Annotated in this window: 22 protein-coding genes; 13 read left to right on the plus strand and 9 right to left on the minus strand. The window is 42.8% G+C overall.

Annotated elements, in window-relative coordinates; translation table 11 throughout:
• The 3 genes from V7K44_RS29000 to V7K44_RS29010 all read left to right on the plus strand — a co-directional run.
• A partial coding sequence (locus V7K44_RS29000; RefSeq protein WP_334936875.1) for a beta strand repeat-containing protein occupies positions 1-3,078 on the plus strand: 3,078 nt, incomplete at its 5' end.
• Positions 3,079-3,238: 160 nt separating this feature from the next.
• Complete coding sequence (locus tag V7K44_RS29005; RefSeq protein ID WP_334936877.1) at positions 3,239-4,951, plus strand: ATP-binding protein; 1,713 nt, start codon at positions 3,239-3,241, stop codon at positions 4,949-4,951.
• A 198-nt stretch (positions 4,952-5,149) separates the two neighbouring features.
• A complete protein-coding gene (locus V7K44_RS29010; RefSeq protein WP_334936879.1) occupies positions 5,150-6,742 on the plus strand; it encodes a sensor histidine kinase in 1,593 nt (530 codons plus the stop codon).
• A gap of 129 nt (positions 6,743-6,871) precedes the next feature.
• On the opposite strand, the gene V7K44_RS29015 is transcribed toward V7K44_RS29010, so the two are convergent.
• The 4 genes from V7K44_RS29015 to V7K44_RS29030 all read right to left on the minus strand — a co-directional run bounded on the left by V7K44_RS29015 (position 6,872) and on the right by V7K44_RS29030 (position 10,527).
• Positions 6,872-8,113, minus strand: a complete 1,242-nt coding sequence (locus V7K44_RS29015) for a M20 family metallopeptidase (protein WP_334936881.1) — start codon at positions 8,111-8,113, stop codon at positions 6,872-6,874.
• Positions 8,114-8,277: 164 nt separating this feature from the next.
• Positions 8,278-9,024 carry a phycoerythrobilin:ferredoxin oxidoreductase gene (locus tag V7K44_RS29020; protein WP_334936934.1) on the minus strand — a complete coding sequence of 249 codons (747 nt, stop codon included), beginning with the start codon at positions 9,022-9,024 and terminating at the stop codon, positions 8,278-8,280.
• A 5-nt stretch (positions 9,025-9,029) separates the two neighbouring features.
• Positions 9,030-9,764, minus strand: coding sequence for a 15,16-dihydrobiliverdin:ferredoxin oxidoreductase (locus tag V7K44_RS29025; RefSeq protein WP_334936936.1), 735 nt, complete (start codon positions 9,762-9,764; stop codon positions 9,030-9,032).
• Between the two features lie 184 nt (positions 9,765-9,948).
• Complete coding sequence (locus V7K44_RS29030; RefSeq protein ID WP_334936883.1) at positions 9,949-10,527, minus strand: phycobiliprotein lyase; 579 nt, start codon at positions 10,525-10,527, stop codon at positions 9,949-9,951.
• Positions 10,528-10,642: 115 nt separating this feature from the next.
• Between V7K44_RS29030 and V7K44_RS29035 the strand changes: the two genes are divergently transcribed.
• Positions 10,643-11,467 (plus strand): pentapeptide repeat-containing protein, encoded by an 825-nt coding sequence (locus V7K44_RS29035; RefSeq protein ID WP_334936885.1) that lies wholly within the window; start codon positions 10,643-10,645, stop codon positions 11,465-11,467.
• A gap of 113 nt (positions 11,468-11,580) precedes the next feature.
• Here the strand turns inward: V7K44_RS29035 and V7K44_RS29040 are convergent, their stop codons facing one another.
• Positions 11,581-11,781 (minus strand): hypothetical protein, encoded by a 201-nt coding sequence (locus V7K44_RS29040; RefSeq protein ID WP_334936887.1) that lies wholly within the window; start codon positions 11,779-11,781, stop codon positions 11,581-11,583.
• Between the two features lie 151 nt (positions 11,782-11,932).
• Positions 11,933-12,595: a HEAT repeat domain-containing protein gene (locus V7K44_RS29045; protein WP_334936889.1), complete on the minus strand. Its 663-nt coding sequence runs from the start codon at positions 12,593-12,595 to the stop codon at positions 11,933-11,935.
• Positions 12,596-12,786: 191 nt separating this feature from the next.
• Here V7K44_RS29045 and V7K44_RS29050 point away from each other — a divergent pair, with 191 nt between their 5' ends.
• From V7K44_RS29050 to V7K44_RS29080, 7 genes are all read left to right on the plus strand, one after another.
• Positions 12,787-13,368 carry a phycobilisome protein gene (locus V7K44_RS29050; RefSeq protein WP_334936891.1) on the plus strand — a complete coding sequence of 194 codons (582 nt, stop codon included), beginning with the start codon at positions 12,787-12,789 and terminating at the stop codon, positions 13,366-13,368.
• A gap of 527 nt (positions 13,369-13,895) precedes the next feature.
• Positions 13,896-14,654: a phycobilisome rod-core linker polypeptide gene (locus tag V7K44_RS29055; RefSeq protein ID WP_334936893.1), complete on the plus strand. Its 759-nt coding sequence runs from the start codon at positions 13,896-13,898 to the stop codon at positions 14,652-14,654.
• A 212-nt stretch (positions 14,655-14,866) separates the two neighbouring features.
• Positions 14,867-15,403: a phycobiliprotein lyase gene (locus tag V7K44_RS29060; RefSeq protein WP_334936895.1), complete on the plus strand. Its 537-nt coding sequence runs from the start codon at positions 14,867-14,869 to the stop codon at positions 15,401-15,403.
• Between the two features lie 100 nt (positions 15,404-15,503).
• Positions 15,504-16,133 (plus strand): chromophore lyase CpcT/CpeT, encoded by a 630-nt coding sequence (locus tag V7K44_RS29065; RefSeq protein WP_334936897.1) that lies wholly within the window; start codon positions 15,504-15,506, stop codon positions 16,131-16,133.
• Positions 16,127-16,465 carry a CpeR family transcriptional regulator gene (locus tag V7K44_RS29070; protein ID WP_334936898.1) on the plus strand — a complete coding sequence of 113 codons (339 nt, stop codon included), beginning with the start codon at positions 16,127-16,129 and terminating at the stop codon, positions 16,463-16,465. Before V7K44_RS29065 ends, V7K44_RS29070 begins: the two co-directional genes overlap by 7 nt.
• 895 nt (positions 16,466-17,360) lie before the next feature.
• A complete protein-coding gene (locus V7K44_RS29075) occupies positions 17,361-18,368 on the plus strand; it encodes a phycobilisome rod-core linker polypeptide (protein WP_334936900.1) in 1,008 nt (335 codons plus the stop codon).
• A gap of 224 nt (positions 18,369-18,592) precedes the next feature.
• Positions 18,593-19,510, plus strand: coding sequence for a M23 family metallopeptidase (locus V7K44_RS29080; protein WP_334936902.1), 918 nt, complete (start codon positions 18,593-18,595; stop codon positions 19,508-19,510).
• Positions 19,511-19,655: 145 nt separating this feature from the next.
• Here V7K44_RS29080 and V7K44_RS29085 read toward each other — a convergent pair whose 3' ends face one another.
• On the minus strand, positions 19,656-20,510 hold the full coding sequence (locus V7K44_RS29085) for a cyanophycinase (RefSeq protein ID WP_334936904.1): 855 nt from the start codon (positions 20,508-20,510) through the stop codon (positions 19,656-19,658).
• Between the two features lie 423 nt (positions 20,511-20,933).
• A complete protein-coding gene (locus V7K44_RS29090) occupies positions 20,934-21,137 on the minus strand; it encodes a hypothetical protein (RefSeq protein WP_094348985.1) in 204 nt (67 codons plus the stop codon).
• A gap of 315 nt (positions 21,138-21,452) precedes the next feature.
• On the opposite strand from V7K44_RS29090, the gene V7K44_RS29095 reads away from it, so the two are divergent.
• Both V7K44_RS29095 and V7K44_RS29100 read left to right on the plus strand, forming a co-directional pair.
• Positions 21,453-23,372 (plus strand): ATP-binding protein, encoded by a 1,920-nt coding sequence (locus V7K44_RS29095; protein WP_334936906.1) that lies wholly within the window; start codon positions 21,453-21,455, stop codon positions 23,370-23,372.
• A 205-nt stretch (positions 23,373-23,577) separates the two neighbouring features.
• Positions 23,578-24,168, plus strand: coding sequence for a thioredoxin family protein (locus V7K44_RS29100; RefSeq protein WP_334936908.1), 591 nt, complete (start codon positions 23,578-23,580; stop codon positions 24,166-24,168).
• Positions 24,169-24,347: 179 nt separating this feature from the next.
• Here V7K44_RS29100 and V7K44_RS29105 read toward each other — a convergent pair whose 3' ends face one another.
• Positions 24,348-25,463, minus strand: coding sequence for a sensor domain-containing diguanylate cyclase (locus V7K44_RS29105; RefSeq protein WP_334936910.1), 1,116 nt, complete (start codon positions 25,461-25,463; stop codon positions 24,348-24,350).
• Positions 25,464-25,875: the final 412 nt, after the last annotated feature.

The raw sequence follows: 25,875 nt of genomic DNA on the forward strand, positions 1-25,875 counted from the left end.
GTTAATGACACGGCGACCACCGACGAAGAGACTGCCGTTAACATAGAGGTCTTAGCTAACGATAGCAACTCCTTAACAGTATCGTCTATCGATGGTAGGGCAGTTGTTGTTGGTACTGCCATTACCCTGAGTTCTGGTGCTTTAGTTACCCTTAATGCTGATGGCAGCTTGACCTATGACCCGAATGCTTCATTTGAGGTTTTGGGTGTTGGTGAAAGCGGTACTGACAGCTTTACATACACCACCAATAATAATGGCAGCTTGACTAACACAGCTAGCGTTAACTTGACCATTAACGGAGTCAATGACGCACCTCAGGTTACTTCAGTTTTTAACCTCTCGTTCCTAGATGGCAGCAATGGGTTTGTGATTAACGGCATTGATTTGGGTGACTTCTCAGGCCGTTCTGTCAGCAATGCGGGGGACATTAACGGCGACGGCTTCGACGACCTGATTATCGGGGCAACATATGCCCACCTCAACGGTCAGCGTGATGCAGGGTCAAGCTACGTGGTCTTTGGCAGCAATAGTGGCTTTGGAGCAAGCTTCAACCTCTCGTCTCTCAATGGCAGCAACGGCTTTGCGATTAACGGCATTGATGCAGATGACAGATCCGGCAGTTCTGTCAGCAATGCGGGGGACATTAATGGCGACGGCTTCGACGACCTAATTATCGGGGGATTTGGTGCAGGGGAGAGCTATGCGATCTTTGGCAGCAATAGTGGTTTTGGAGCTAGCTTCAACCTCTTGTCCCTCAATGGCAGCAACGGCTTTGCAATCATCGGCATTGATTCGTTTGATTTAGGCAATTCTGTCAGCAGTGCGGGGGACATCAACGGCGACGGCTTCGATGACCTGATTATCGGGGCACCTGGTGCCGACCGCAACGGTCGGTATAATGCAGGGGAGAGCTACGTGGTCTTTGGCAGCAATAGTGGTTTTGGAGCTAGCTTCAACCTCTCGTCCCTCAATGGCAGTAATGGCTTTGTGATTAACGGCATTGATTCGGATAACTTCTCAGGCGATTCTGTCAGCAGTGCGGGGGATATCAATGGCGACGGCTTCGATGACTTGATTATCGGGGCAAAAGGTGCCGACCCCAATGGTCAGGGTAATGCAGGGGAGAGCTACGTAGTGTTTGGCAGCAATAGTGGCTTTGGAGCTAGCTTAAACCTCTTGTCGCTCAATGGCAGCAATGGCTTCACGATTAACGGCATTGATTCGGGTGACTACTCAGGCAATTCTGTCAGCAGTGCAGGGGATATCAACGGCGACGGCATCGATGACCTGATTATCGGGGCATCCCCCAATGGTCAGCCTGATGCAGAGTCAAGCTACGTGGTCTTTGGCAGCAATAGTGGTTTCGGTTCTGATTTCAACCTCTCGTCTCTCAATGGCAGCAACGGCTTTGCGATTAACGGCATTGATAGATATGACTACTCAGGCAGTTCTGTCAGCAGTGCGGGGGACATCAACGGCGACGGCTTCGATGACCTGATTATCGGGGCAAATCGTGCCGACCCCAACGGTCAGCTTGATGCAGGGGAGAGCTACGTGGTCTTTGGCAGCAATAGTGGCTTTGGGGCTAGCTTCAACCTCTCGTCCCTCAATGGCAGCAATGGCTTTGCGATTAACGGTATTAATGCAGATGACAACTTAGGCCGTTCTGTCAGCAGCGCGGGGGATATCAACAGCGACGGCTTCGATGACCTGATTATCGGGGCATCAGATGGCGACCCCAATGGTCAGTTTAATGCAGGGGAGAGCTATGTAGTTTTTGGCTTTCAGACTGCCGCTACCACCAATGAAGATATTGCCGTTAATATCTTTGCTAGCAATCTTCTGCGTAGATATACAGATGCAGATAGGGAGACTTTAACTATTGGTGATTTCACTAACCCCACTAATGGCACACTGACACTTGACGACAACAACACTCCAGGCAATCCCGGCGACGACTTTTTCATCTACACCCCCAATGCCAACTTCAACGGCAGTGACAGTTTCACTTTCACTGTCAGCGATCGCAATGGCGGTACTGTTACTAGTACTTTCAATCTCAATGTCAAACCCGTCAACGATGCACCTGTGGCAGCCAATGATACCATCTCCGGTGGCAAGGGCAATGATACTTTTGTCTTCCGCCTTGGCGATGGTGATGACACTATCATTGATTTTGCTGGTACTGATATTGGCTCAAATCCATCAGCAGCAGCGATTAGCCAACTGGATACGTTGCAATTTATTGGTAGTGGTTTGACTGCCGATAAATTACAACTTACTCAAAATGGTAATAATTTAGAACTCACCTTTTTAGATGCGGCTTCTACAAAAGTTACTCTGCAAAACTTCCAATTAGAAAACCTGGATAACTTACCAGCAAATGGTTCACAACCAGCAATTGGTAATATCTTGTTTGATGGACAGACCAGTGTAACTGACAGTTTTGATGTCTTCAATGCCAACTCCACTCAAACTAATCTTTTTAATAAGAACACTGTTACCTTCCTCAATGACCTTAACAATAACGTTACGGGTTTTGACAACTCTAACGATGTAATTAATGGTAAAAGGGGTAACGACATCATTAATGGTAATAGTGGCGATGACCTATTGCGGGGCGGAGAAGGCGATGATATTCTCATCGGTGGCAAAGGCAATGATGTTCTCATCGGTGGTGTAGGTGCTGACTTTTTCGTTTACAACAGCAATGCTGAGTTTACTAGCACTGTTGTTGGTGTTGATACTATTACTGATTTCAACAGTTCTGAAAGTGACAAGATTGTACTGGATAAGACTACCTTTGGTGCGTTCCCGCTTCTCCTGTCGGAGACGCTACGCGAACGGGTTGCCGTAGGCATCGCTTCTGCTGCGGGAACAGGTTTTAGTAATCTCAATGATTTTCAAATCACTAATTTAGCGGGGACTAGCACGGCAAAAATTGTCTACGATCCTGTGATTGGGCAGTTATTCTACAACCAAAATGGCAGCGCGGCTGGTTTTGGCAGTGGTGGTTTATTTGCAACTTTAACTGGTGCGCCAACTCTCACGGCATCAGATTTTGTGTTGCAAGTATAGTTTGCCCAAAACGGAGTTCCAAAAAGAACCAGATTAAAGATTTGGCTAATGGCTGTTGATTCTGTAGCTTTCAGGCTGATAAGTGGGAATTTTAGGAAAAGGGCAAACTCCCGAAAACTGAATTAGCACTGTAGTCAGCACTTGAGGTTTTGAGCAAGGAATGAAAATTAGTCAAAAATTAATTTTGGGTACTCTAGGAATGGCTACTCTCTCAGGAATTATTGGTGCGATTAGTGCTAATCAACAATTGAATATAGCTAAGTATCTTGCTCAACAAGAAGCCGAAGAAGTTGCCGGACTACTGGGATATTTCGTCAGTCACGATCTTGAAAAGCACAAAATGCGATCGCAAGATAAAATGTTAGCTCATTTACAAAAGCACGTTCAATCGCTACACAAACAACGTCAGCGCGATCTGGAGATTGTAGACCGCAATAAAATCATTCTGGCAGATGTAGTTACGGAAGATATCGGTACGCGATTAGATCGCGATCGCAATAATGAAGTTGGTAAAACTATTCACGATGGTGTACCAAGAACCTATATTGAGACCAGTCCAGAATACCCAAATGGAATTCAATTGATTGCTGTTGCTTTTAAAGCTAGCAACGGTGAAACAATGGGTGCAGTAATTTTGGAGTATACACCACTTTATAAAGCAGCCCTAGCAATAGCCCATAAAAATATTGTTGTCACGTCTATCATCAGTTTGGGATGTGGTATCTTTGCATTATTAGTAGGTTATCTGGTCTCCAGAACCATCTCAAAACCGATTAAAAAACTCCAGCAAGCTGTGATGAATCTGGCTGAAGGTAAGCTAGATACCAGAGTTAATATTCGCTCTCACGATGAGATTGGCGAGTTAGCTACCTCGTTCAACAAAATGGCAGATGATCTCCAATATTCTAGAGATGAGTTGGTCAATGCTAACGAACAATTACGAGACGAAATTAGCGAGCGCCTACAGGCAGAAGCAGAACTTCAGCAAGTTCTGAAAGACCTAAAAAAAACCCAAATCCAATTAATTCAATCGGAAAAAATGTCGAGTCTGGGTCAACTAGTAGCGGGAGTTGCCCATGAAATCAACAATCCAGTTAATTTTATCTACGGCAACCTGCAACACACTGATGATTACACTCAAAAGTTGCTGCTGTTAATTAAGCTATATCAAAATTATTATCCTAACCCAGAGCCAGAAATTAAAAATGCTAACGCAGAAGCAGATATTGAGTACCTAACAGAAGATTTGCCTAAGATGTTAACCTCAATGAAGATGGGGGCTAAACGCATTCGGGAAATTGTTCTCAGTCTCCGAATTTTCTCTCGTTTGGATGAAGCTGAGTTCAAAACGGCTGATCTCCATGAAGGAATCGAAAGTACCTTGTTAATTTTGCAACACCGTCTGAAATTACAAAATAATCGCCCTGAAATTAAAGTGGTTAAAGAATACGGTGAAATACCTCAAATTCAGTGTTTTGCAGGGCAACTGAATCAGGTATTTATGAACCTCTTGGGAAATGCAATCGATGCTTTAGAAGATTGTTTCCAAAAAGAACTTTGTCCAAATCCCTTGATTCGCATTTCTTCTGAACAGGTAAATGAAAATGTAATTATTCGGATTGCTGATAATGGAGTAGGAATTCCCCAAGAAATCCAGTCGCGTTTATTTGACCCTTTTTTCACTACAAAAGCAGTTGGGAAGGGGACTGGCATGGGCTTATCGATTAGCTACCAGATAATTACTGGCAAGCATGGTGGATCTTTGCAATGTATTTCATCACCGGGACAAGGTGCAGAGTTTGTAATTACAATCCCAATTCGAGTAGCGAAACCAGCACAATTATCAATTTGCGATCGCCACGCCTATCGGTAAAAGTCAGTGCCAATATTTTTCAACCATTCAGTGCGTAGGCGTAGTCCGTCGTAGACATCGCAGTTAGAGGGGAATTGCCCCTGAATTGTTCGGTTCTACCACTGTCATCAGTATACAAATAGCTATAACCTCTTAGATAGTAGTGAAATGTCTAACCTAGACGCTGTTAGTCGCTCTTGAATTAAGGGGTGAAAGCCTGTGTACCAATGGATATTGCCAAGCCTGAGCGAAATCTTGGCCCAAAATCAATCAAGTGTGGCAGAATGTTCACCTGCTAAAGCAGAGCAGCAGTGGCGTATCAGCCTCGCAGCGACAGAACATTTGCTATTAAATACTTTAGCAGACCCTTCAGTTAACACAACCCAAGGATTAGTTTTAGCTGCACCAGCACCCTTATTTAGTCAACCAAAATTGACTCAAAGTTTACAAACAGTAACTTTGACAGCAAAACCATTTAACCCTTTGGCGCTGATGCCATTTCAAATGCCAGGTGCGATACCTGCGGCAGACTACGCCAACGCGTGTGTAAATGAAGAGATTGCTCCCCATGATTCGGTACTTCCTTTACTACCTGCCGATCCTCTGGGTGCAGAACAGTTTTGCTTAGTTTTTACAGATAAATTTAGATTAGTGCTAGTTTTAGCAACCCACAAAAACGGTAAAAAAACCTTTTCATTTTCTTTTGAGCCAGAGATAGTGCAGCAGGCTTGGCGATCGCTAGGGGCACGGGTAATGCTGGCTAATCCAGAATTTTTCGCCCGCTTGGACGCACTAGTAGAACAGTATTCTCCGGTAGCACCAGACTACCGCATGATGATTCACTTTAGCCAGTTGTTGCTTCAAGAATTAACAGAACCAGAAGAGACTAGAGACTCTTCACTAGGGACTGGGGAAGAAGCAGGAGAGCAGAGGAGCAGAGGAGCAGAGGAGCAGGGGAGAAGACTTTTCTCCAATGCCCAGTCCCCAATGCCCAATACAACTCTTGGAGAGACTGTACCAACGACTTACCTCGGCTCTGCTCGGCACGAGTCGCTCAGTACAAGTGCCCAATCTCCAAATCCTGATGTAGAATTGCTCCAAGCCTTCGCTCACGAAGTCCGTACACCTTTAACAACTATTCGCACCATGACTCGTCTGCTGTTGAAACGGCGAGACTTAGATGCTAGCGCGATCAATCGCTTAAAAATTATCGATCACGAGTGTACCGAGCAAATTGACCGTATGGAATTGCTGTTTAAGGCCGCAGAACTGGAAACTACTGCCTCAACAAAATCGTCAAAAACTCAACTCACGCCGATGTCTTTGGATCAAGTGTTGCAGCAGAGCATTCCCCGTTGGGAACAAGCAGCGCATCGGCGGAACTTAACTTTAAATGTTATTTTACCCCAGCAATTACCGACAGTGGTAAGCAATCCCACCATGTTGGATCAGGTTCTCACTGGTTTGATGGAAAATTTTACTCGCAGCTTACCCCCTGGCAGCCATATCCAAGTACAAGTTATCCCAGCTGGAGATCAACTCAAGTTACAGTTATCGCCGCAATTCCGGTGCAAAGACTCAAATAAAGCCGCCATACCTGCAACGCCACCAATTCGCAAAGCTCTAGGTCAACTGCTGATGTTCCAACCAGAAACAGGTACGATTAGTTTGAATATCGCTGCAACCAAGCATTTGTTTCAGGCGATCGGTGGCAAACTAATTGTGCGTCAACGCCCACACTATGGGGAAGTAATGACGATTTTCCTGCCTTTAGAAGTTAGCAATAAAGAGAAACCGACAGTGAGGAATTAGAGATATAGCAATCCTAAATGAGATTGTGAAAATTTTTGTTATGGTCGTCCTTGGTCATTTGTCCTACCCTGCGGGAAGCCGCTGGCGCGTCTATGTCATTTGTCACTACAACGGACAAATAACAAATGACTAATGACATGAAACAAAGTATTTTTCCACGCATCTAATAAATATTTCCACACCCATTGCTAAAGCAGTTTCATCAAAATCAAACCGAGGATGATGATGGGGATATGCTAAGTCTTTCGTGGGATTAGCAGAACCGAGAAAGAAATAACAACCAGGAACTTCTTCTAAGAAAAATGACATATCTTCAGCAGCCATAGTTTGGCATTCTGGCACAATACCTAGAGGAGTTTCTACCACTTCTTCTGCGACAGATCGCACTAGTTCTGCTATTTTAATATCATTAATTACTGGTGGATAAAGTGACCAATATTCTAAGTCATAATTGGCACCATGACTCTGACAAATTCCAGCAATAATCTGCTCGACACGCTGGTTAAAAAAGCCTTTCAAACTAGGATTAAAATACCTGACAGTAGCACTCATTCTCGCGGTGTCAGCAATCACATTGCGTTTGGTTCCAGCATGAAGTTCGCCCACTGTTACTACTGCTGAATCAATGGGATTAACATTCCGAGCGACAATAGTTTGCAAAGCATTGACGATTTGGGCAGCAACAACAACAGAGTCAACAGTTTGATGGGGTAGTGCGCCGTGTCCACCTTTACCCAAAATTGTGCAGTTAAAGCATTCCACAGCTGCCATCAATGCGCCAGCACGCACACCCACTGTTCCTAAAGGCAAATTATTCCACAAGTGCAAACCAATAATCGCGTCAACATCAGGATTTTTCAGAACTCCAGCTTCAATCATCGGCTTTGCGCCTCCTGGTGATTCTTCCGCTGGCTGAAAGATAATTTTTACAACACCGGAGAAGTCTTGGCGATGCTGCTGGAGATAATAAGCTGTACCTAAAGCGATCGCTGTATGTCCATCATGTCCACAAGCGTGCATCACTCCATCATGCTGCGATTTGTACGGCACTTCGTTGAGTTCTTGGATTGGTAAAGCATCCATATCCGCACGAATCGCTAAAACTTTTGGATTTTGGATTGTTTCTGCAACTTCCCCTTTACCTTTGATGGTGGCCACAATGCCAGTGTGAGCAATGCCAGTTTGATGCTCAATTCCCCATTCTTGCAGCTTTTGTGATACAAACTCAGCAGTCAGTTTTTCTTGAAAACCCAACTCTGGTTGTTGATGCAATCGCCGCCGCCACTCTACTAATTGCGGTTGCAATGAGCGAATCGAAAGTCGGATGCGAGATAGATCAACAGAAGCGGGATTGGGAAAGGTGGAAACCATTATAAAGACAAACTAGGTTGATTACAGCTAATACCAATTTGAAACATCATGTCGCAAAATCTTTTTTGAATTGGTATAACTTAGATTATTTTCCCAGTTTAACGTTACTTGGATGAGTCTTCATTAACGAGGTACTCAGCACTGAATGTGTGTTTAAAGAGCCTCTAGTTGATGGCTGTTAGTTTTCTCTCTAGATCAAATAAAAATCCGTGGATATACTCTTCAGTCCATTCCGCACCATAGAAGCGTTTAAACATCCCTCGCGCTGGGTCTTTTTCAGCCCTATATCGCAGGTATCGCAGTTGGGCTTGCTCAATGGCTACTAAATTTTGTGAATCTGTTACAGCTTCTGCCTGTTCCACAAAATCGAGATAAGCTTTCAAATAGTCTTTGAAAGCAGCAAACACCTGAGTTTCTACTACAGCCGTTTCTTGAGGGCGAGTCCACAGAAAAGCGGGAGAGAAAAATGGTTGTGCTTCTTCTGGAAAATCCCCTCCCCAAGACAAATGTTGTTGATGGGCGTGGAAAATGGGCAAAATTGGTTCGGTATATTTCGCCTGATATGCTAGCTCGTCGCGAAATAGCGGCTGCATATCCAAAGCAATTAGATGTCCTCCGGGCAGTGTCACCAAATCTGCCCCAAAAAAGGGTAAATCGTAGTTGAGGCGGGGAAAAATGACAAAATTCAGAACTTGTAGCGAATTGCCACCTTGTACGTGAGCTGCCCGAATTTGCCGCAATTTTGAAGTTTGAAAGGCATAACTGGTGGTGACAACCTCTTCCTGATTCTTTCCCTTGCCCACAACAGCACTCTTGGACTCAAACCCAGTGGGGATAGGATAGGGCTGTAAATCCAAACGCGATCGCATATAGGCGATCGCATAATCGAGAAATGGCTGATAGAGTGTCACTTCGGTCATCTTTTGCCGGCACCAACTGCTAGGGGAACAGCATCTTCAAATAAGAACTCATGGAGAAAGCGCTCTGCCCATTCATGACCAAAGTAACTGCTAAACAAACCAGATGCGGGATCGCGGTCTGCACTATATTGGTCATAGTCTTTTTGGGCTTTGACAATCCGCTGGATATCTTCAGGATCTTGGAGCGGTTTGGCATCTGCTAGCATTTGCCAATACAAGTTTAAATAATCCTGAAAAGCTTCAAAAACTCGTGTTGCCACTGTTTCCGGGTCGGTTTTGGCAAACAATAGATATTTAGAAAAATACTGGTTGGCATCGTAAAACTTCATTTCTAAGTTTTGCGCCAAATCCGGGTATTTATCATGCAGAGATTTCAGCGGAAATATATATTTTTTTTGATAATATTCATCCTGAAACAAAGGCTGGAAATCAAGCACAATCAGATTTTTGACTTTGCCAAAGGATAAAAAGTCAATTCCTAACAGAGGTAAATCGTAGTTATGACTGGGATAAATCACGCTGTTAAAAATTTGAGCGCTCTCCCCGGCATCAATGTATGTATAGCGAATTTTCCGCAACTCTTGACATTGGTAACACCAACTGCGAATAGTTGCTGGGTTTCTGCCGCGATCGCTAACTTTGAATTCCAAACCAGGGGGAATGACCCTACTTTGTAAATCAAACCGCTGAAATAGCTCTTTTTCTAAAAATTCCAGGAAAGGCTTATACATGGAGCATGATTTGTTAACCCTTGCATGAAAATAAGTTATGGCGATCGCGCACGTCTCATTTATGAGAAACAAAGCAACATTCCTTAATGGGGTATTGGTCATTGGTCATTGGTCATTGGTCATTGGTCATTGGTCATTGGTCATTTGGTAAAGTACTTCCCCAGTCCCCATTCCCCATTTTCCACTAACGCCTAGCATGATTGCGACCGATCATTTGCTCCAAAACTTCTTGGGAAACACAGCGACGCTCGGAACAATAAGTCATCAAGTTGATTCCGTTCATCATTCGTACTGTACTGACTCTGACACGAAAATCATCCGTAACAAACCAACAACGTTCCTGACCTTGATTGTTGTCATAGTCAGTATCAATTGTCAGCACTCCATCATCAGCAAACCGATATCGGCTCACCACTGGAATGCTCTCAACATAGCCTTGGTTGCGAATTAGTTTTCCAGAACGCCTCGTTTCGTCGGGAACATCAACCAAAATCGCAGCATTATCGGTATTCGGTAGCCTAGTATCTAAGTTAGCTTGCCATGCAAAGCTAGCACCGCTTGTTGCTTTACTAGGATCTATCCCTTGGGCTTTACAAACTTCTTGGACTTTGGGATCGTCATTTCCCATGACTTTAATAATCAAATTCGACTCCCCCGACTCATCTGCCGCCGAGTCAAAATGATGAACGGCGCGTTCCGTAAACCATGTACCCTCACTTTTACGGAAGAAGTCGATCATTGTCAAAGGCGGTATTATATGCATCTGTTTTGAAACCTCGTTTTATCAAATTTTGACGTTATTAATACTGAGTGATGAGATGAAGTCCCGGTTTAGCTAAAGTGTAGAATAACTCCAAAAGTGATATTTTAATCAGCTGATGACAAATAGTGAAATTCAACTTATTACAAGCGTTCGCCCCAGTCCAACTCCAGAAATTTTAACAGCCCTGAAAGCCGGAATCCCTGTGGATTCGGTAGAGTTGTATCAATTCAATCTAAAGGAAGTCGATTTTCGACAAGCTAACTTGAGTAAAGCCAAGCTATTAGGAGCCGATCTCAGTGAGGTGGTATTAAGTAATGTCGATTTGAGTGGGGCAGATTTGCGAGGCGCTAATCTGCAAGGAGCCGATTTGAGTGGGGCTAATTTGCAGGGAGCCTATTTAAACCGTGCCGATCTTCAACAAGCAAATCTGAGTGGTGCAAATTTGGAGGGAGCCAAACTCCAAGTAGCGCGTTATGATTCACAAACGAAATGGCCCGAAGAATATAACTACAAAGCTTCGGGAGCGGTAGGTCCGGGTGCTAATCTCAATGGTGCTTTTCTGAATACAGCTTCTTTACGAAATGCAGATTTACAAGGTGCTAATCTGCGTGGAGCCTACCTGAGTGGCGCTGACTTGACAGGAGCTAATTTGCAAGGTGCTTCTTTGAGTGGTGCTGATTTGACAAAAGCTTATTTGACAGGGGCTTGCTTACGAAATGCTCGATTGACTGGAGCCGATTTGCGGGATACAGACCTGCGAGCAACCGATCTCAGTGATGCAGAGATGGAGCATCTTCTAAGTATCGCTGGAGCAGATTTTACTCTTGCTCAAGGACTCACAGAAGCAACTAAAGCCATGCTTTCTAGCCGTCCATATTCAGAACTCGACGTTTGGAACGCCTATACCCGCACAACAACTCGTGAAAGTTTAAGTGCTTGACCAATACAGTGCTGAGTAACGTTAGCGGATAGCTATGGTTTAGCCCGTGCTGAGTTATGAGTAAGAATTAAAAAGTAATTTATAGGCACTCATCACTTTTAACTCAGCACTTTTCATAATGATTGCCAGTTCTTTTTTAGAAGCGCTACAAATGTCGCGTATCCTTCGGAAAAACCGGGCGGATCTGGTAGAACATATTGTGGAAATTCTTTATACGATCGCCAAGGTTCCGAAGCATTATGCCGCAAATGTAAGGCACATTCTGAGGAACCTGGTAGTCGCCAAGTCATTTGACCAGCTTGTATATCAGTCACAAATGCCTCCTCATCTAGAAAAAGTTGATCTTTTCTTCAAGATTTTGGCAGATTAACCGGATATTTTGGTCAAATTTAAGGTAAAATAAAATATTTAATATTTATCTGATAAGTTTTCTCACAATATTGCATTGCGGACAAACCCACGCCGCTATTGTGGCAACAGGTCTTCTAAAGCAGCCCCGACAACTCGGTGATCCTCATCCTGTCTGAGTTGGTTCAGAGCTGCTTTGGCTTCCGGCTCATCAAATCGTTTGAGAGCATAGCTAACTCGCACGCGCATCCGCCAAGATTCATCATTCACCAACGTTAGTATTTGGGATAATGCCGCAGCACGTTGGCTAGAATTAGCCAGTAAGCCAAGTGCATCAACAGAAGATTCCTGAACTGTGAAATCTTCATCTTTTAAACCCTGAACGCATATATCAAATAGTTCTTCAGGACAATCCATTTCAGCGATCGCAGCCAAAATGCTCCGCCTAACTAGCCAGTGGTCATCCTGATAATATGCCAGAACTAGATGAGAAACTGCAACTCTGCCAAATAGCGATAAAGAATTTGCCGCCTCCGCCCGCACGTTGGGAGTATCATCAAATTTCATAATTTGCATCAAAGCTGCAAAAGATTCCGCTGATTGTTGATTACCCAAACCCCTGGCCACAAAAGAACGCACCAAAAATTCTGAGTCATGAAGCTTACTGGTGAGCAGAGGAACTGCAACTTCTGATTCATAACTATCGAGAGCAGCGATCGCCTTTAGACGATAGTGAAAATCTGGGTTCTTCAGTTCTGCTTGGATTTTATGGATTTCCATAAGTGCATTTGGTACAGCTATTCTTTACTTTATTTTACAGATGTCACCAAATGGCGATCGCATTCTAAGAAGATTGAATCTAAGGGCATTGGGCACAAGAGGCAGAGGGGCAAAGGAGCAGAGGGGAAAGCACCTACTACTTCTCCCCTGCTCCCCCCACCCCAATGCCCCATGCCCTATCCCATAAATCAATGACTCAATTAAGCGAAACCGTTAAAGAATTAATAGCCAAAGCTAGAATTGTCAGCTTTGCTGAGTGGGAACAGTCCCATCCACAAGCAGCGATTGCCATATTTCAAGCTGCGGATGATGCTTTTCGCTATCTGAGCGATGAAGATTTATTGCAGATTAAAACCTTGTCACCCGATAATTCTGAGTTGATTCCTGTTGCTCAATTGTTACGCGATCGCGCCGCCGAAATCGTTGATGAATCTAGAGAACAAGTTTTGGCGACTTATCCCGAAATTATCCAGCCTGGAGGTGGTCTTTATCCACCGGAACGCGCCCAAGCTTGCTGGCGAGATTTTTGGCATTTTCTCCGCTGTATTACTTATGGCATAGCAGGTGGCCGCACTGAATATACAAGTCCCACAGGACTGCATTATATGAATTTGCTCTATCAGGAATTACAAGTTCCATTGGATGCAATGATTTTAGGCTTAAAAAGCATCAAGGCTGCTAGTTTGAAACGCTGCCAAACCGATCGGCAGCAAATTCTTGCTCCCTATTTTGACCATTTAATCAGCCAACTAGCTACTTTCCAAATTCGATAAGTTAAGTGGGCATGAATAATTAAAGGTTGCTAGTCAGGGCTGAAGCTCTTACTAAAAGACAATCTTAATTAATTTTACATTACGTAATATAGTTGATTTTATTCATGCCCACTTATTGAGATAAACTTGCGTGACTCAGCACGATTAGTACTTTGGTTCAAGGGAATAAAATTATACCATAACTCGTATCCCAATCGCAAATGAAATACTAAAAAAAGTTGAGATTTTTTTTAACTATTATTTAACTTAACAAATTTTAATAAATATGGTTTCGGCATCGTATCAGAATATGTAGGGACAAATGATGCAAAAACTTAAAATCATCACGACTAATAAGGATTTAAAGTCTCTATGTCCTCTCCTTTGTCACCATGATGTAAAGTTTTTTAACATCTGTTGAAATATCCTTCTCAGTTTTACAAAAGCTAGTCAGTAGCAAAAATAACTGACAACTGATGAGAAATTCTACCTCTATAAAGAGGTAGGATGCTCGGAAATTTAATTAGCGTTTTTCAGGAGATAATTCAATGTCACTTTGGGTTATTGATTCACCTACTGTTGAGCTGCGTCCGAACACCAGCGAAAGTGAATTACAAACATTGATTCGGGCAGTTTACAAACAGGTTTTGGGTAATGCTCACTTATTGGAAAGTGAGCGACTAGCCACTGCTGAATCGCAATTGCGCGATCGCAAAATCAGCGTCCGCGAATTCGTCAACACCGTTGCCAAATCAGAGATTTATCAATCCCTGTTTTTCAACTCTTCTTCCCAGTATCGGTTCATTGAACTGAACTTCAAACACCTGCTAGGGCGTCCTCCTGCCGATCAAGCAGAAATTTCCGAACACGTCCGCATCTACAACGAACAGGGCTATGATGCTGAGATCGACTCCTATATCGATAGCAACGAATATCAGCAGAATTTTGGCGAGAATATTGTTCCTTATGTGCGTAGCACAAGCTCCCAAATCGGAATTAAGAATGTTACCTTTAACCGCACCTTTAGCTTAGTCAGAGGATTCGCTAGCAGCGATAGCGATCGCAAAGCCAAACTAATCGGCGATATCGGTTCTAATTTACCCACATCCATCAAGGCTCCCGCAGCTGGTTCTAGTGTCAGCAGCACCGACAAACGCTTCTTGATTAAAGCTGTCAAAGGTGCAGGTAATCTCCGTACTCGTCTGGGCAACCTGGAATATGTAGTTAACTACAACCAACTATCTGGACAAGTGCAAAACATTCATCGGACAGGCGGCAAAATTATCAGTATCACTGAAGTTGCTTAGATTTGTCTAAGAAAGAGAATGGGGACAAGGGGACAAAGGGACAAAAAAACTCCTAACTCTTGTACAGACGCGATTAATCGCGTCTCTCCCCACTCAGCACTCCCAAATGCAGTTGTAGTCAAGGAGGCTAAAATATAGACTAGGAGAATAACCTTCTTTTTTACCAAGATATCTCTTGGATTTTAAGCTACTTTTTTAAGATCACTTTTCTAATGGAAATAACTGACTTTTTTGAACTTTCAATTGGACGATGGCGATCGCAGCGTAGCGCTCATCATTTAGCATTCGCCCACTTTGAAGAGGTATTATCTAACATTGAAATTGAGTCTCTATCCACCACCGATCCAGCAGTGGTAGCAATCTGTCAATTGTATAACACTGAACTAGGCAGTATCACTCACCCCTTTCGGATGACTTGGGAAGGTGAGTCAGACTGGGACGATAAACCAATCTCTGGCAGTACTGTACTAGTACCAATTCCCGATGTCGAAAATCCTTCTAGAGGCAAACTCCTACGGGACAAGGGGTACGCTGAAACAATTCCAGCAGTGGCTAAATATCATCTGAGTGACGATGGTATTTTTACCCTGCTAACAGAGTATGAACTCGCTGCGGCTGAGGAGCGAATTTGGTTTGCTAACCCAAATCTCCGATTTCGAGTAGCGACGATTAAAACCAGTGATGGTAAAGGCGTGACAACAGCTTCTTTTTCTTCAGAGATTCGCTCTTTGTCAAGTTCAATCAATTAGCAAATATCAGGTTAAAACATAATAAGGATACAAGCTCCTAAATTTATTTATGGGGATTGTAATGCGTGAATTTTGAATTTTGAATTTGGAGCGAAGCGACGTGACGATAGCGCCCAGCGAATCTAGCACTAACGCTAGCGATTTGCTCACCTTAGCCTGTTGGATGGCAGGAGATTTTAGCAACTACAAGCAATCTTTTGCAAATCCACAACTTTACGCCCACATTCACATTTATTTTCGTCCTTTACCGATTGAATTTTTTTCTGGTATCGGTTTCTATTCTGAACAAGCTTATGACCACGATTTATGGACACCCTATCGTCAAGGAGTACATCGACTAGTCGATTTGGGCGATCGCATTTATATCGAAAATTACAGCTTGAAAGATCCTATGCTTTATGCAGGTGCAGCTCGTGAATTAGATATCCTCAAAACCATCACCCCAGAAAGCATCGAACGGCGTTATCACTGTTCAATGGTTTTCCAACGAGAAGGTGAAATGTTTCAAGGCAGTGTGGAACCGGGTAATCAATGTCTGATTCAACGCAATGGATGTCAGACATATCTTGTCAGCGAAGTAGAAATAACCGAGCATACTTGGATAAGTCTAGATAAAGGTATGGATATTGAAACCCATAAGCAAATATGGGGATCTACCGCTGGCCCATTACAATTTGAAAGACGGCAAAGTTTTGCTGATGAATTACCTGTGGTGAGCGCATTATGTTGATTCAGCTTGAATCTGTTAAAATCAAAATGTTGCCTCCACTGGCTGAAAAAAAGATGCGCTGCTGGATTCGCAGCCGCCATTTGATTTGTTCGGGTAATTTTTTTATATTCGAGACATTAGAATATACAACGATTGAGAGATTCTCTGAATGCGTTGCTTCTTTAGGAGGGACAGTAATATCCGTTGACCCCATTAATAAAATCTGGATGGGCGATCATCGCCAAGTTATTTTATATCAGGCAAAAGCTAGTTTACATACACCTCATCATACTTTGAAACAATACTGGATAAAATACGGTGGTTTCTACACTAGATTTGATGAGCGTGCTTGAGAGTTACTATCTTGTGGAAATTCTTCTGACCGAGACGATTTTAGATTTTGGATTAAAATCAAACATCGTAAATCTAAAAAAGGTTTAAAGCCCCTGACTTCTCTACGAGACGCTGCGCGAACAGACGCGAGTGAGAATCAAACAATTTCATTATTCAAGCCCCTGCATTCATGCATGGGTTAATCCAAAAGACGCTCCTACGTCGCTAACGCTACGCTATCGTAAATCCAAAATCTAAAATCGAGTGACAGATGTTTATACTCGAATTCAAAATTAAGTTTTGAATTTTAAATACTCCCCAAGGGTGTTGACGGCTAATTGTTAATGTCTAATTGCTAATTTATCATCGTGATTAGCTGTTAGTTATTAACAGTTAGCCGTCTAAGTTTGTTAGAAAATGTAACTAAAAAACTACCCGAAACTTGATAAGTTAATATCAATAACTAGTAATTAATAAATATTAAGTAGGGTGTGTTATGGCTTTAACCTAACCCACCATTTTATCTAGTGGTGCGTTAGATGCTTTGATTTGTATTTGAGTGACAAATCATCTCGAAATATGCATCTAACATGAATGGCACTAAGAAAAGCCCAAAGGCTTGTATAGCCTTGTTCCCAGCCTCCAGGCTGGCAATGTATTCAAAAGAGGCTCTGCCTCTTGTCAAGCTACTGGAGGCGGAGCCTCCCAGAATGGGTTCCCTGCCTAGAGGCTTGTTCCAGTCAGAGCAAGGGCTGTATCTTTTATTAGTGCCATTCGCATTTAACATAATGTCCTCTTGAGTACGCTGGTTCACCAGTTGCTATAACTTTAGAAACCAAAGCAAAGCACTAGCTCCCTACAGAAATTTTATTTTTACTTTACAAATTAGTCACTCTTACCCACACTAACCCAACTATGCAGACCTTCTTAGACGAAGAAACCAGACGACGCCAATATCAAGCATTTCCCCAAACAGAACCCATCGAACTGTGGACTACTGCTTCAGCTGATGACATTGAAATTGTAATTCGGGCAGTTTATCGGCAAGTGTTGGGTAATGCCTACATCATGGAAAGTGAGCGGCTCATTGTTCCAGAATCCCAACTCAAGCAAGGCATAATCGATGTGCGTGAGTTTGTGCGTCAAGTTGCCAAATCAGAGTTGTATCGCTCTAGATTTTTTGATAATGTTTACCGCTATCGGGCAATTGAACTAAACTTTAAGCACTTGCTGGGTCGCGCTCCCGATGATTACTCCGAAACTAAACATCACAGCAACATTCTAGATGAGGAGGGTTTTGAGGCAGATATTGATTCTTATCTTGATAGCGACGAGTATTTAGATGCCTTTGGTGAAAACATAGTGCCATATTACCGGGGTTATAAAACTCAAACGGGCAAAAAGATATTGGAATTTACTAATATGTTACAATTGCTGCGGAGCAACTCTAGCAGTGATAAGAACTTAGCAACGAATAATGAACCTCAACTGGTGCGATCGCTAATTACCAACGCTCCTTACGGTAGACAGAAACTCACGGATATTAGTGCCTTGCTGGCTGAAATATTCAAGCCCAAGCCAGAAACTGCTGCTCCAGTTAATACCTTTATTCCAGATCCTACAGCAGCCGAACAAAGCTTGCGACAAAAGATTCAAGAGCAAGAAAGCCAGATTGCAACTTTGCAACAACAATTAGCAGACTTACGACCATTTGCCAACATCGGGACAACAAAATTTAGTAGTAGTTGGCAGTCTTCCAGTTTGCCGACTAGCACAGGTGAATATACATCTTTGCAACAGCAAGCTGACGCCCAAGAAAAACAGATTGCAGCTTTGCAAGAGCAAATTGCTGATTCCCGGCGGTCTGCCATAATTGGGGAAGCTCGGTTGAATAAGTGGCGCAGTCGCGTTTTTAATGGCTAATTTCTTTAATGTTTAGTTTTATTGGGTGGGTTAGGCAAGTTTAACTCACCCATTTTTTTACTGCGGACATGATATATAAAATCAAGACCTCGTTGGTTAATTCAAAGTCTAACAAGCTAAAAAGCTACAAACTCACTAAAGATTTCCTGATATTTTCCGAGTAAGCTTGAAACAACAAATAATCAGAAAGTGTCTGAATTATTGTTCTAGTAGACTTACAACTTATGAAAAAAGCTATAGCTTATCGATACCGTACTTATGCACTAGTTGGGTTAATATCCTTAACCGCTGTATTAACTACACCTACATCTGCCTTAACACAATTGGCGAGCGATTCCTCAATTGGGCAAACTCCTATCCCTACTCCTAACTTAATCTGGCCAACTAAAGGGTTTATTTCTCAAGGCTTCCGCAAATATCAACATGAAGGAATTGATATTGCAGGGGCAGCTGGAACTCCTGTTATTGCTGCGGCATCCGGTACAGTTGTGAAAGCAGGTTGGGATAATTGGGGATTAGGAAATGCCATAACTATTAAACATCTTGACGGCAGTATTACTGTTTACGGCCACAATCGCCGTTTGTTGGTGAGCAAAGGTCAACAGGTGATTCAAGGTCAAATGATTGCCGAGATGGGATCTACAGGCAATAGTACAGCACCTCATCTGCACTTTGAAGTTCATCCAAATGGTCGAATAGCAATTGACCCCCTTCGTTTGTTGACATCCGTAACTGCAAGTGTTGGCTCCGGTTCTAAAGTTCAGCAAGTGGATAACCCAAACCGCCCAGTCTCGCCACCCCCAGTAGTAAATCAAGTTTCACCCTCACAGCAGCCAATTCCAATAGATTTTGCACCTGTAAACACTGATACTAAATGCAATGGAGTTAGTCTTATTGAAGGTGAGACTACAAACTCTCGCGTAAAAGTCTGTGAAGAAAATGGTCAATTATTTTATATTGGGCAACTGAAGCAAGCACCAAGCAAGCCTATAAAGATAGTAGCTTTGCATATTGGTAAAGACAGATATCGAGCAGATAATGGTAGTTTTTATTATTTAGTCACTCCACAAAGAGTGGAAGTTTGGCGAAATGGCAGTCAAATTCGTTCTGACAGTTTTTATAGTTTAACGAAATCGCCTTGATATTCTTCTTGATATCCCCTGCTTACCAAAGGTTGAGGCAGGGGTGTTACAGCGATTAGTTGAAGAAGAATGCAGAACTCAGAATTCAGAATCAAGATGCTTTCTAAGCGCCGCGTTTCCCTTTGGGAGAAGAAATAACTAAAAGTTAAGTGTTAATGGAAGCAAGTGGTTGAGAGCCATTTGGCACAGAGCCATTATTTAGGATAGGCTGACGAGTTTTCAGGTCAAATTTAAAGCCATGTGGCAAAATATGAAGCTTTGCTCCACAAATCGCCAAAGACTCATCCTTCAAAATTTCGCCCATATTGTTATATGTAGCTTCTGATTCATCAACAATCGTAACCGCACCTTCACCAATTACTTCAACTTGGTTATCTGTCACCACCATAGCGGTATTTTCGTCAATCCCAAATCCTAAGACAGCAGGCTGTAGTATCAAAGCTGATATTAAACGTCCCAACCGTCCCCGTTGGGAAAAATGCTGGTCAATTACTACCCCTGGTAAAAATCCCATACCTGGGCCCATTTCGACAGTTTCAATCCGAGGATGTGTTTCTGAGTCGCCTTCCACAATCATTACGTCTGGCATCACAGCAGCCCCGGCACTTGTGCCTGCTATCACTACACCTTCAGAAAAGCGCTGGTGAATTGCCGCATCGATTTCGGTGTCCTTGAGGATGCTGGTAATACGAGCTTGGTCTCCCCCTGTAAAAAAGACCCCAGTTGCTTTCTTAATAGCTTCCAATGCGGTAGATGAAGATGCATCTTCACGGGTTTCTGTATCAATAATACGAACAGTTTCGGCTCCCAACCGCTCAAACACTCTGATGTAATTTTCTCCCACTTCTCTTGGTAGTTCTGTGGCTGCTGTCAAAATTACAATGTACGCCTTCGTACCTCCAGCGCGCCGTACAAAGTCCCGTAAAATTACGGAATCTCCCTCTTTATCTTCGGCTCCCCCAATAATTACTAACTGCCTTTTAATATTACTTTGCACCATGATGTCCCCTGGGATTTGAGTTAATAAATTTCACTAAAACATGACAATTCCATGTATCAAATCATCCCTTTGATAGATTCCTTGATAAAGTAGGGTTAACATTTGCGTAGACGCATACTCCTACGGGGAAGCAAGCTACGCAAAGCGTCTGTCTGCGACACGCTGCGCGTTCGCGTAAGCGTCCCGCAGGGAACGTAGAGAAGCGGCTTGTCGTTAGACATCGCAATTAGACCACAATACTTTTCTGAAAAATTATCTGATTTTCCAATCACTAAATAAAATTTAGAACGTCAACTGCCTCTAGAAGTATTTTCTAGAGGCATTTTTGGCTATATTGCTAATTGTCGATTGGAGATTTATCGGGCGATGTAAGTAATTGATATTGACCCTAGCTAGATGCAAATAGATATCTGATGGCAAGTCCTAATGAACCCGACTTCTGTAAAGCAAGTTAGTTAAGAAAAAACGTGCTTGTTCGAGTGGGAGATGCCTGGGCTTACCTTGGTAGACAATTTGATACTCATTCATGTCTGCCCCATCTCCATGTCCAGAGATCAGCTTTTGGTGAAAAGCTTCGTCAGCTAGTTCTCGAATTTCATCTCTTAGAGCAGCTTGTGTGCTATTCATACTTTGCTGTCTTTTTAATAACCCACATATATTTATACAATTTTTGGATGAGTGTTGCACCTTTCAAAGGTTATATCTTTGATTATTCATGAGGATGAATTGACCGTTATTGATTCCTCGCTGAAGAATGGGGATTCAATTATGCCTTGAGATAGTTGAAAATGCTTACTAATAGAGTTAACGTGGGTTCTGATTGGCTCAGTGGCAAAGCCATTACTCTCCAAAATTAACCTGAGTCAATCTACAATCAATAAGTCTGAGTAACTACAACTCAGCATTAAAATTTCAGGGTGTTTAGCCGAAGGTTCGTAATCAATGGTTCTACAAAAAAGCAGTGAATTAGTCCGCATTAATGCTAGAAGAACGGATGTCTTCGATATTTTCAACTTCAAGCATTACCTTGGCCCCAACCCTTATTTAGACGTAGGGGCGCTAGTGTTTGATTTTGCTCTAATTGACTCTAGAGAGCCTTTGCCCCTTGAAGATTATATTGCCAGCATTGGCGATCGCTATCCAAATCTTCGCGATCAAACCTACGAATCTTATGCCCATCTCTTTGCCCAAGTTGTGTCCGAAGCCGGAAAGCTGGACATGGATTTACACCTTAACCGCTGGAGTGCGAAGCCATATCCAAATCTCACACGGATTAGCGCCCAATCACTACATGAACGCACAACTAGAGAGGTAGTTTACTTTGTTTGGGACTGGTTTGAAGCCATTACCCAAGACGAAGACTTTGCCTTTGATGAGCAGCTGGTGAGGTTGCAAGATCGATTTCGCGCGTCTGTCTACGGTGGCCCCACAGTTTACGCCTTATTGCGAACAGCCTACGAGAAAGGTATTCCCGCCTTTTATTTGTGGGAAGAAGGATTGATGCAATACGGCTTGGGAAAAAAACACGTCCGGGGGGTAGCAACAACATTTAACTGTGATAGCCATTTAGATTCGGAGTTTACTACCCGCAAAGATGATTGTAAGGCATTTTTGAAAACCTTGGGTTTCCCAGTGCCTGAAGGTAGTATTGTCTTTTCTGAAAAAGAAGCCTTGGCAGCAGCAAGAGAAATTGGCTACCCAGTGGCAGTTAAGCCAGTGGTAGGTCACAAAGGAATTGGCGTCACGGCTGATGTGCAAGACTCAAAAGAACTGGTATCTGCTTATAATCGTTCAGTGGCCGCGATTCCCGAAAATCAGCAAACCCGAATAATTGTTGAGAAAAGCATCACAGGATCGGATTTTCGTTTGTTGTGTGTCAATGGTCGATTTGTCGCCGCCACAGAACGGCGTCCAGCATCGGTTGTGGGTGATGGGTATTTAACGCTTGCAGAGTTAATTCGCCAAGAGAACCGCAAACCTGCACGTTTAGATACGCCAACCTCGCCGATGAGTAAAATTCAGATCGATGAAGCGATGGAACTCTACCTAGACGAACAGCGCTTATCATTAGACAGCGTGATTGAGAAAGAACGCACTGTCTACCTACGTAAAGTTGCCAATCTTTCAGCCGGAGGTATGAGCATCGATGCAACCCCGACAGTTCATGATGACAATATTATCTTGGCGCAAGATATTGCCCAACATTTCCAACTGACTTGTCTGGGGATTGATGTCATTACTAAAAGTCTTGCAGAATCTTGGAAATCCAGTAACTTTGCTATCTTGGAAATCAATGCTGCACCAGGCGTTTTAATGCATCTTAAACCTTCTGTTGGTGAAAGTGTTGATGTACCTTCTCATATTTTAGAAACCTTTTTTGAATCGGGTACGGATGCCAGGATACCAATTATTACCTTTAACAAAATCTCAGTTGAAGAACTGCAAGCAACGATTGACCATATCCTTTTGCAACATCCCAACTGGATAATAGGTGCTGTTTGTCGTGATGGCGTTTTTGTGAATCGCTCGAAAAAAGTATTAAGCAAAGATTACAACAGTAATGTTCAAACTTTGCTGCGTCATCCCAAACTGGATTTGCTAATTACTGAGTATCCTGAAGAAATCCTCGAAGAACAAGGCATATTTTACCAAAATAGTAATATCGTAGTTTTGGATAATCCCACCGAAACTGAGATGATTTTGGCGCGAGATGTTTTCGATGGTTCGACTGTGGTGATTAGAAAAGGCAACGATATTTCTGTTCGTCGCAAAGGGTTGATTGAAGATTATACTTTGGGTGAAGATGAACCATTTACGCGGGTTTATTTGAAGGAAACTGGAGCGATTTTGGAAGTTAAGTAGATAGGGGAGCAGGGGAGACAAGGGGGAAGGGGGACAAGGGGGAGTTTTTGAACAAGTCTCTCCCTTTTCTCCCCCCTCTTCCTTGTTTACATTGTCTTTTCTCCATGCCGAATCCCCAGTTCAAGCATTCGTGGAAAAATTATAGAATACCTGGAGTCAGCTAAACTAAAGAAGAAATTGCTTAATAAGTTTTAACAATTCTGTTATGAGTACTGATTCACCTGTTAATTCTCCCGAAAAACCTGAATCCACATTCGGGAAGCGTCTGAGAAACTTCTTAATTGTAATGGTAGCGATCGCACTTAGCGTTTCCCTCGTCTTAGGATTGCGAACTGAAACAACCTCGGCAACTCTAGCTAAGTTAAGCGAGGCATCCACACCGTTAGAAGTAGCAATCACCAACGGCAAACCATCTCTAGTAGAGTTTTATGCTGATTGGTGTACTGTCTGCCAAAAAATGGCCCCAGATATCACTCAACTAGAAACAGAGTATGCTGACAAGATGAATTTTGTCATGCTGAATGTAGATAATACTAAGTGGCTGCCAGAAATGCTGAGATATCGGGTAGATGGGATTCCCCATTTTGTATTTTTGAGTCAGCAAGGGGAAACCATAGCCCAAGCCATCGGCGATCAACCCCGGACGATTATGGCTAGTAACTTAGAAGCTTTGGTTACTGGTTCCTCTCTTCCTTATGCTCAAGCTAGCGGCAAAGTCTCCAAATTTTCAGCCCCAGTCGCACCAACGACTAATCAAGATGACCCCCGCAGTCATGGCAGCCAGGTAGTAAATTAAAATAATTCGTAATTCGTAATTCGTAGTTACAGACTGTTATGTAGGAACTTCCAAATAAAAAAATATTCAATTATTGATTGTGGGGTGGGCAACATGAGCGCCATATAAACTGGGCGCTCATGTTGCCCACCCCACAAGATTGGATAATTTATTTCTTGGAGTTCCCGTAATGGGATATTCTATGTAAAAGATTGTCGCTTGAGACGCTTTTGAGCATACATTAATTCGTCAGACTTGGCGATTAGTTGTTCTAGTGACATATTACTCTCTGGTGAGTAACGCTCTATGCCGATACTCATCGAAAGTTTATAGCTACAGTTTTGCTGTTGATTAAAGCTGGCGATATTTGCTTGCAGACGCGCTTGGATACTATCAGCGTCCTTAAAGTAGCTAGAGATGAAAACAATGAACTCATCTCCACCCAAGCGGGCAACAATATCTGAGTTCCGAAAACTTTGCTTAATTAATCGACCAGCATCAATAATCAAGGCATCCCCCATATCATGACCAAGGGTGTCGTTAATCTGTTTTAGCCCATCTAAATCAATGAATATAACCCAGCAAAACACTTTCATGCGGTGAGCAATTTTCAACTGCTGTGCAGCCATTAGGAAGAAAGCACGCCGGTTATGCAAACCTGTTAGTTCATCGGTCAGCAATAACTGTCTTCCTTCGATCTCTGCCTGTTTGCGGTTGCGAACTTCCTGAATCAGTTCTATTTGAGCGATCGCCTGACGACTTAGGCGGCGCAGTGCATCTAACTGCTGGTAACTTAGATGATGAGGAATGGTATCTAAAACACACAATGTGCCGATTGGAAGACCATCGGGCGTAAGTAGAGGGACACCAGCATAAAAACGAATTTTGGGATTACCTTTGACTAAGGGATTGTTATTAAAGCGATCGTCTTTAATGGCGTTGGGAACCACTAATATATCCTGTGGTTTAAGAATGGCATGGGAGCAAAAAGACCCATCTCTGGGTGTTTCGCTATTTTTTATTCCAACCTTAGATTTAAACCATTGGCGATCGCTATCAACTAAGCTAATTAAAGCAATTGGAGTCTTACAAATGTAGGCAGCAATAGCAGTTAGGTCATCAAAAGCTTGTTCGGGTAGGGTATCTAGAATATTGTAGTCTGCCAGGGCTTTGAGCCTTTCTGCTTCATTGTCAGGTAGAGGAACAGCTTGAGTTTTCGCAGATGAGCGTCTAAGCCTTAGCCAGTGAAGTCTAGGACGTTGTAAATTTTGGAACAACCGCAGCATTACCTCTCCAGCAACAAGGCTGCCTGACATTAACATCTCTGCAACAAAAATCAACATTCGGTTGAATATACAGAAATATTGTATTATATGATGTGCTTCATGCCTTTGGTTTGCTCTGTTGTTCATGTTACCCTAACTTTCCCTGTGCAAATTCCCTAAGTATCTAGATACTTACAAGGTCTTTTGCCCAAAACAAGCTTATAAATATCAATATTAGCAAAAAATTATCAAAACTTATTATATTGTCAGACTTTTTCATCATGTCATCGTGGATTAATGTTTTTGATACCACTAATTCGTTTATACTTACGTAAGTTCCGAGGGTTATACCATTTTGGATTTTAGATTTTGGATTGTGAAACATCCATTGGATAAGTGTTTCAGTTTTCCATCTGTCGCAATCATTTTTCAAATTGGTGTTAGAAACTGGTTCGGGGAACTT

Source organism: Nostoc sp., from assembly GCF_036917235.1.
Taxonomy (GTDB): Bacteria; Cyanobacteriota; Cyanobacteriia; order Cyanobacteriales; family Nostocaceae; genus Nostoc.

What these genes read in the sequence shown, in the direction of transcription:
- V7K44_RS29030 (WP_334936883.1), bottom strand. Translation starts at nt 10,527, where the DNA reads ATGCATATAATACCGCCTTTGACAATGATCGACTTCTTCCGTAAAAGT.
- V7K44_RS29090 (WP_094348985.1), bottom strand. Translation starts at nt 21,137, where the DNA reads ATGAATAGCACACAAGCTGCTCTAAGAGATGAAATTCGAGAACTAGCT.
- V7K44_RS29075 (WP_334936900.1), top strand. Translation starts at nt 17,361, where the DNA reads ATGCAGACCTTCTTAGACGAAGAAACCAGACGACGCCAATATCAAGCA.
- V7K44_RS29035 (WP_334936885.1), top strand. Translation starts at nt 10,643, where the DNA reads ATGACAAATAGTGAAATTCAACTTATTACAAGCGTTCGCCCCAGTCCA.
- V7K44_RS29055 (WP_334936893.1), top strand. Translation starts at nt 13,896, where the DNA reads ATGTCACTTTGGGTTATTGATTCACCTACTGTTGAGCTGCGTCCGAAC.
- V7K44_RS29080 (WP_334936902.1), top strand. Translation starts at nt 18,593, where the DNA reads ATGAAAAAAGCTATAGCTTATCGATACCGTACTTATGCACTAGTTGGG.
- V7K44_RS29085 (WP_334936904.1), bottom strand. Translation starts at nt 20,510, where the DNA reads ATGGTGCAAAGTAATATTAAAAGGCAGTTAGTAATTATTGGGGGAGCC.
- V7K44_RS29070 (WP_334936898.1), top strand. Translation starts at nt 16,127, where the DNA reads ATGTTGATTCAGCTTGAATCTGTTAAAATCAAAATGTTGCCTCCACTG.
- V7K44_RS29005 (WP_334936877.1), top strand. Translation starts at nt 3,239, where the DNA reads ATGAAAATTAGTCAAAAATTAATTTTGGGTACTCTAGGAATGGCTACT.
- V7K44_RS29100 (WP_334936908.1), top strand. Translation starts at nt 23,578, where the DNA reads ATGAGTACTGATTCACCTGTTAATTCTCCCGAAAAACCTGAATCCACA.
- V7K44_RS29105 (WP_334936910.1), bottom strand. Translation starts at nt 25,463, where the DNA reads ATGTCAGGCAGCCTTGTTGCTGGAGAGGTAATGCTGCGGTTGTTCCAA.
- V7K44_RS29015 (WP_334936881.1), bottom strand. Translation starts at nt 8,113, where the DNA reads ATGGTTTCCACCTTTCCCAATCCCGCTTCTGTTGATCTATCTCGCATC.
- V7K44_RS29025 (WP_334936936.1), bottom strand. Translation starts at nt 9,764, where the DNA reads ATGTATAAGCCTTTCCTGGAATTTTTAGAAAAAGAGCTATTTCAGCGG.
- V7K44_RS29095 (WP_334936906.1), top strand. Translation starts at nt 21,453, where the DNA reads ATGGTTCTACAAAAAAGCAGTGAATTAGTCCGCATTAATGCTAGAAGA.
- V7K44_RS29060 (WP_334936895.1), top strand. Translation starts at nt 14,867, where the DNA reads ATGGAAATAACTGACTTTTTTGAACTTTCAATTGGACGATGGCGATCG.
- V7K44_RS29045 (WP_334936889.1), bottom strand. Translation starts at nt 12,595, where the DNA reads ATGGAAATCCATAAAATCCAAGCAGAACTGAAGAACCCAGATTTTCAC.
- V7K44_RS29050 (WP_334936891.1), top strand. Translation starts at nt 12,787, where the DNA reads ATGACTCAATTAAGCGAAACCGTTAAAGAATTAATAGCCAAAGCTAGA.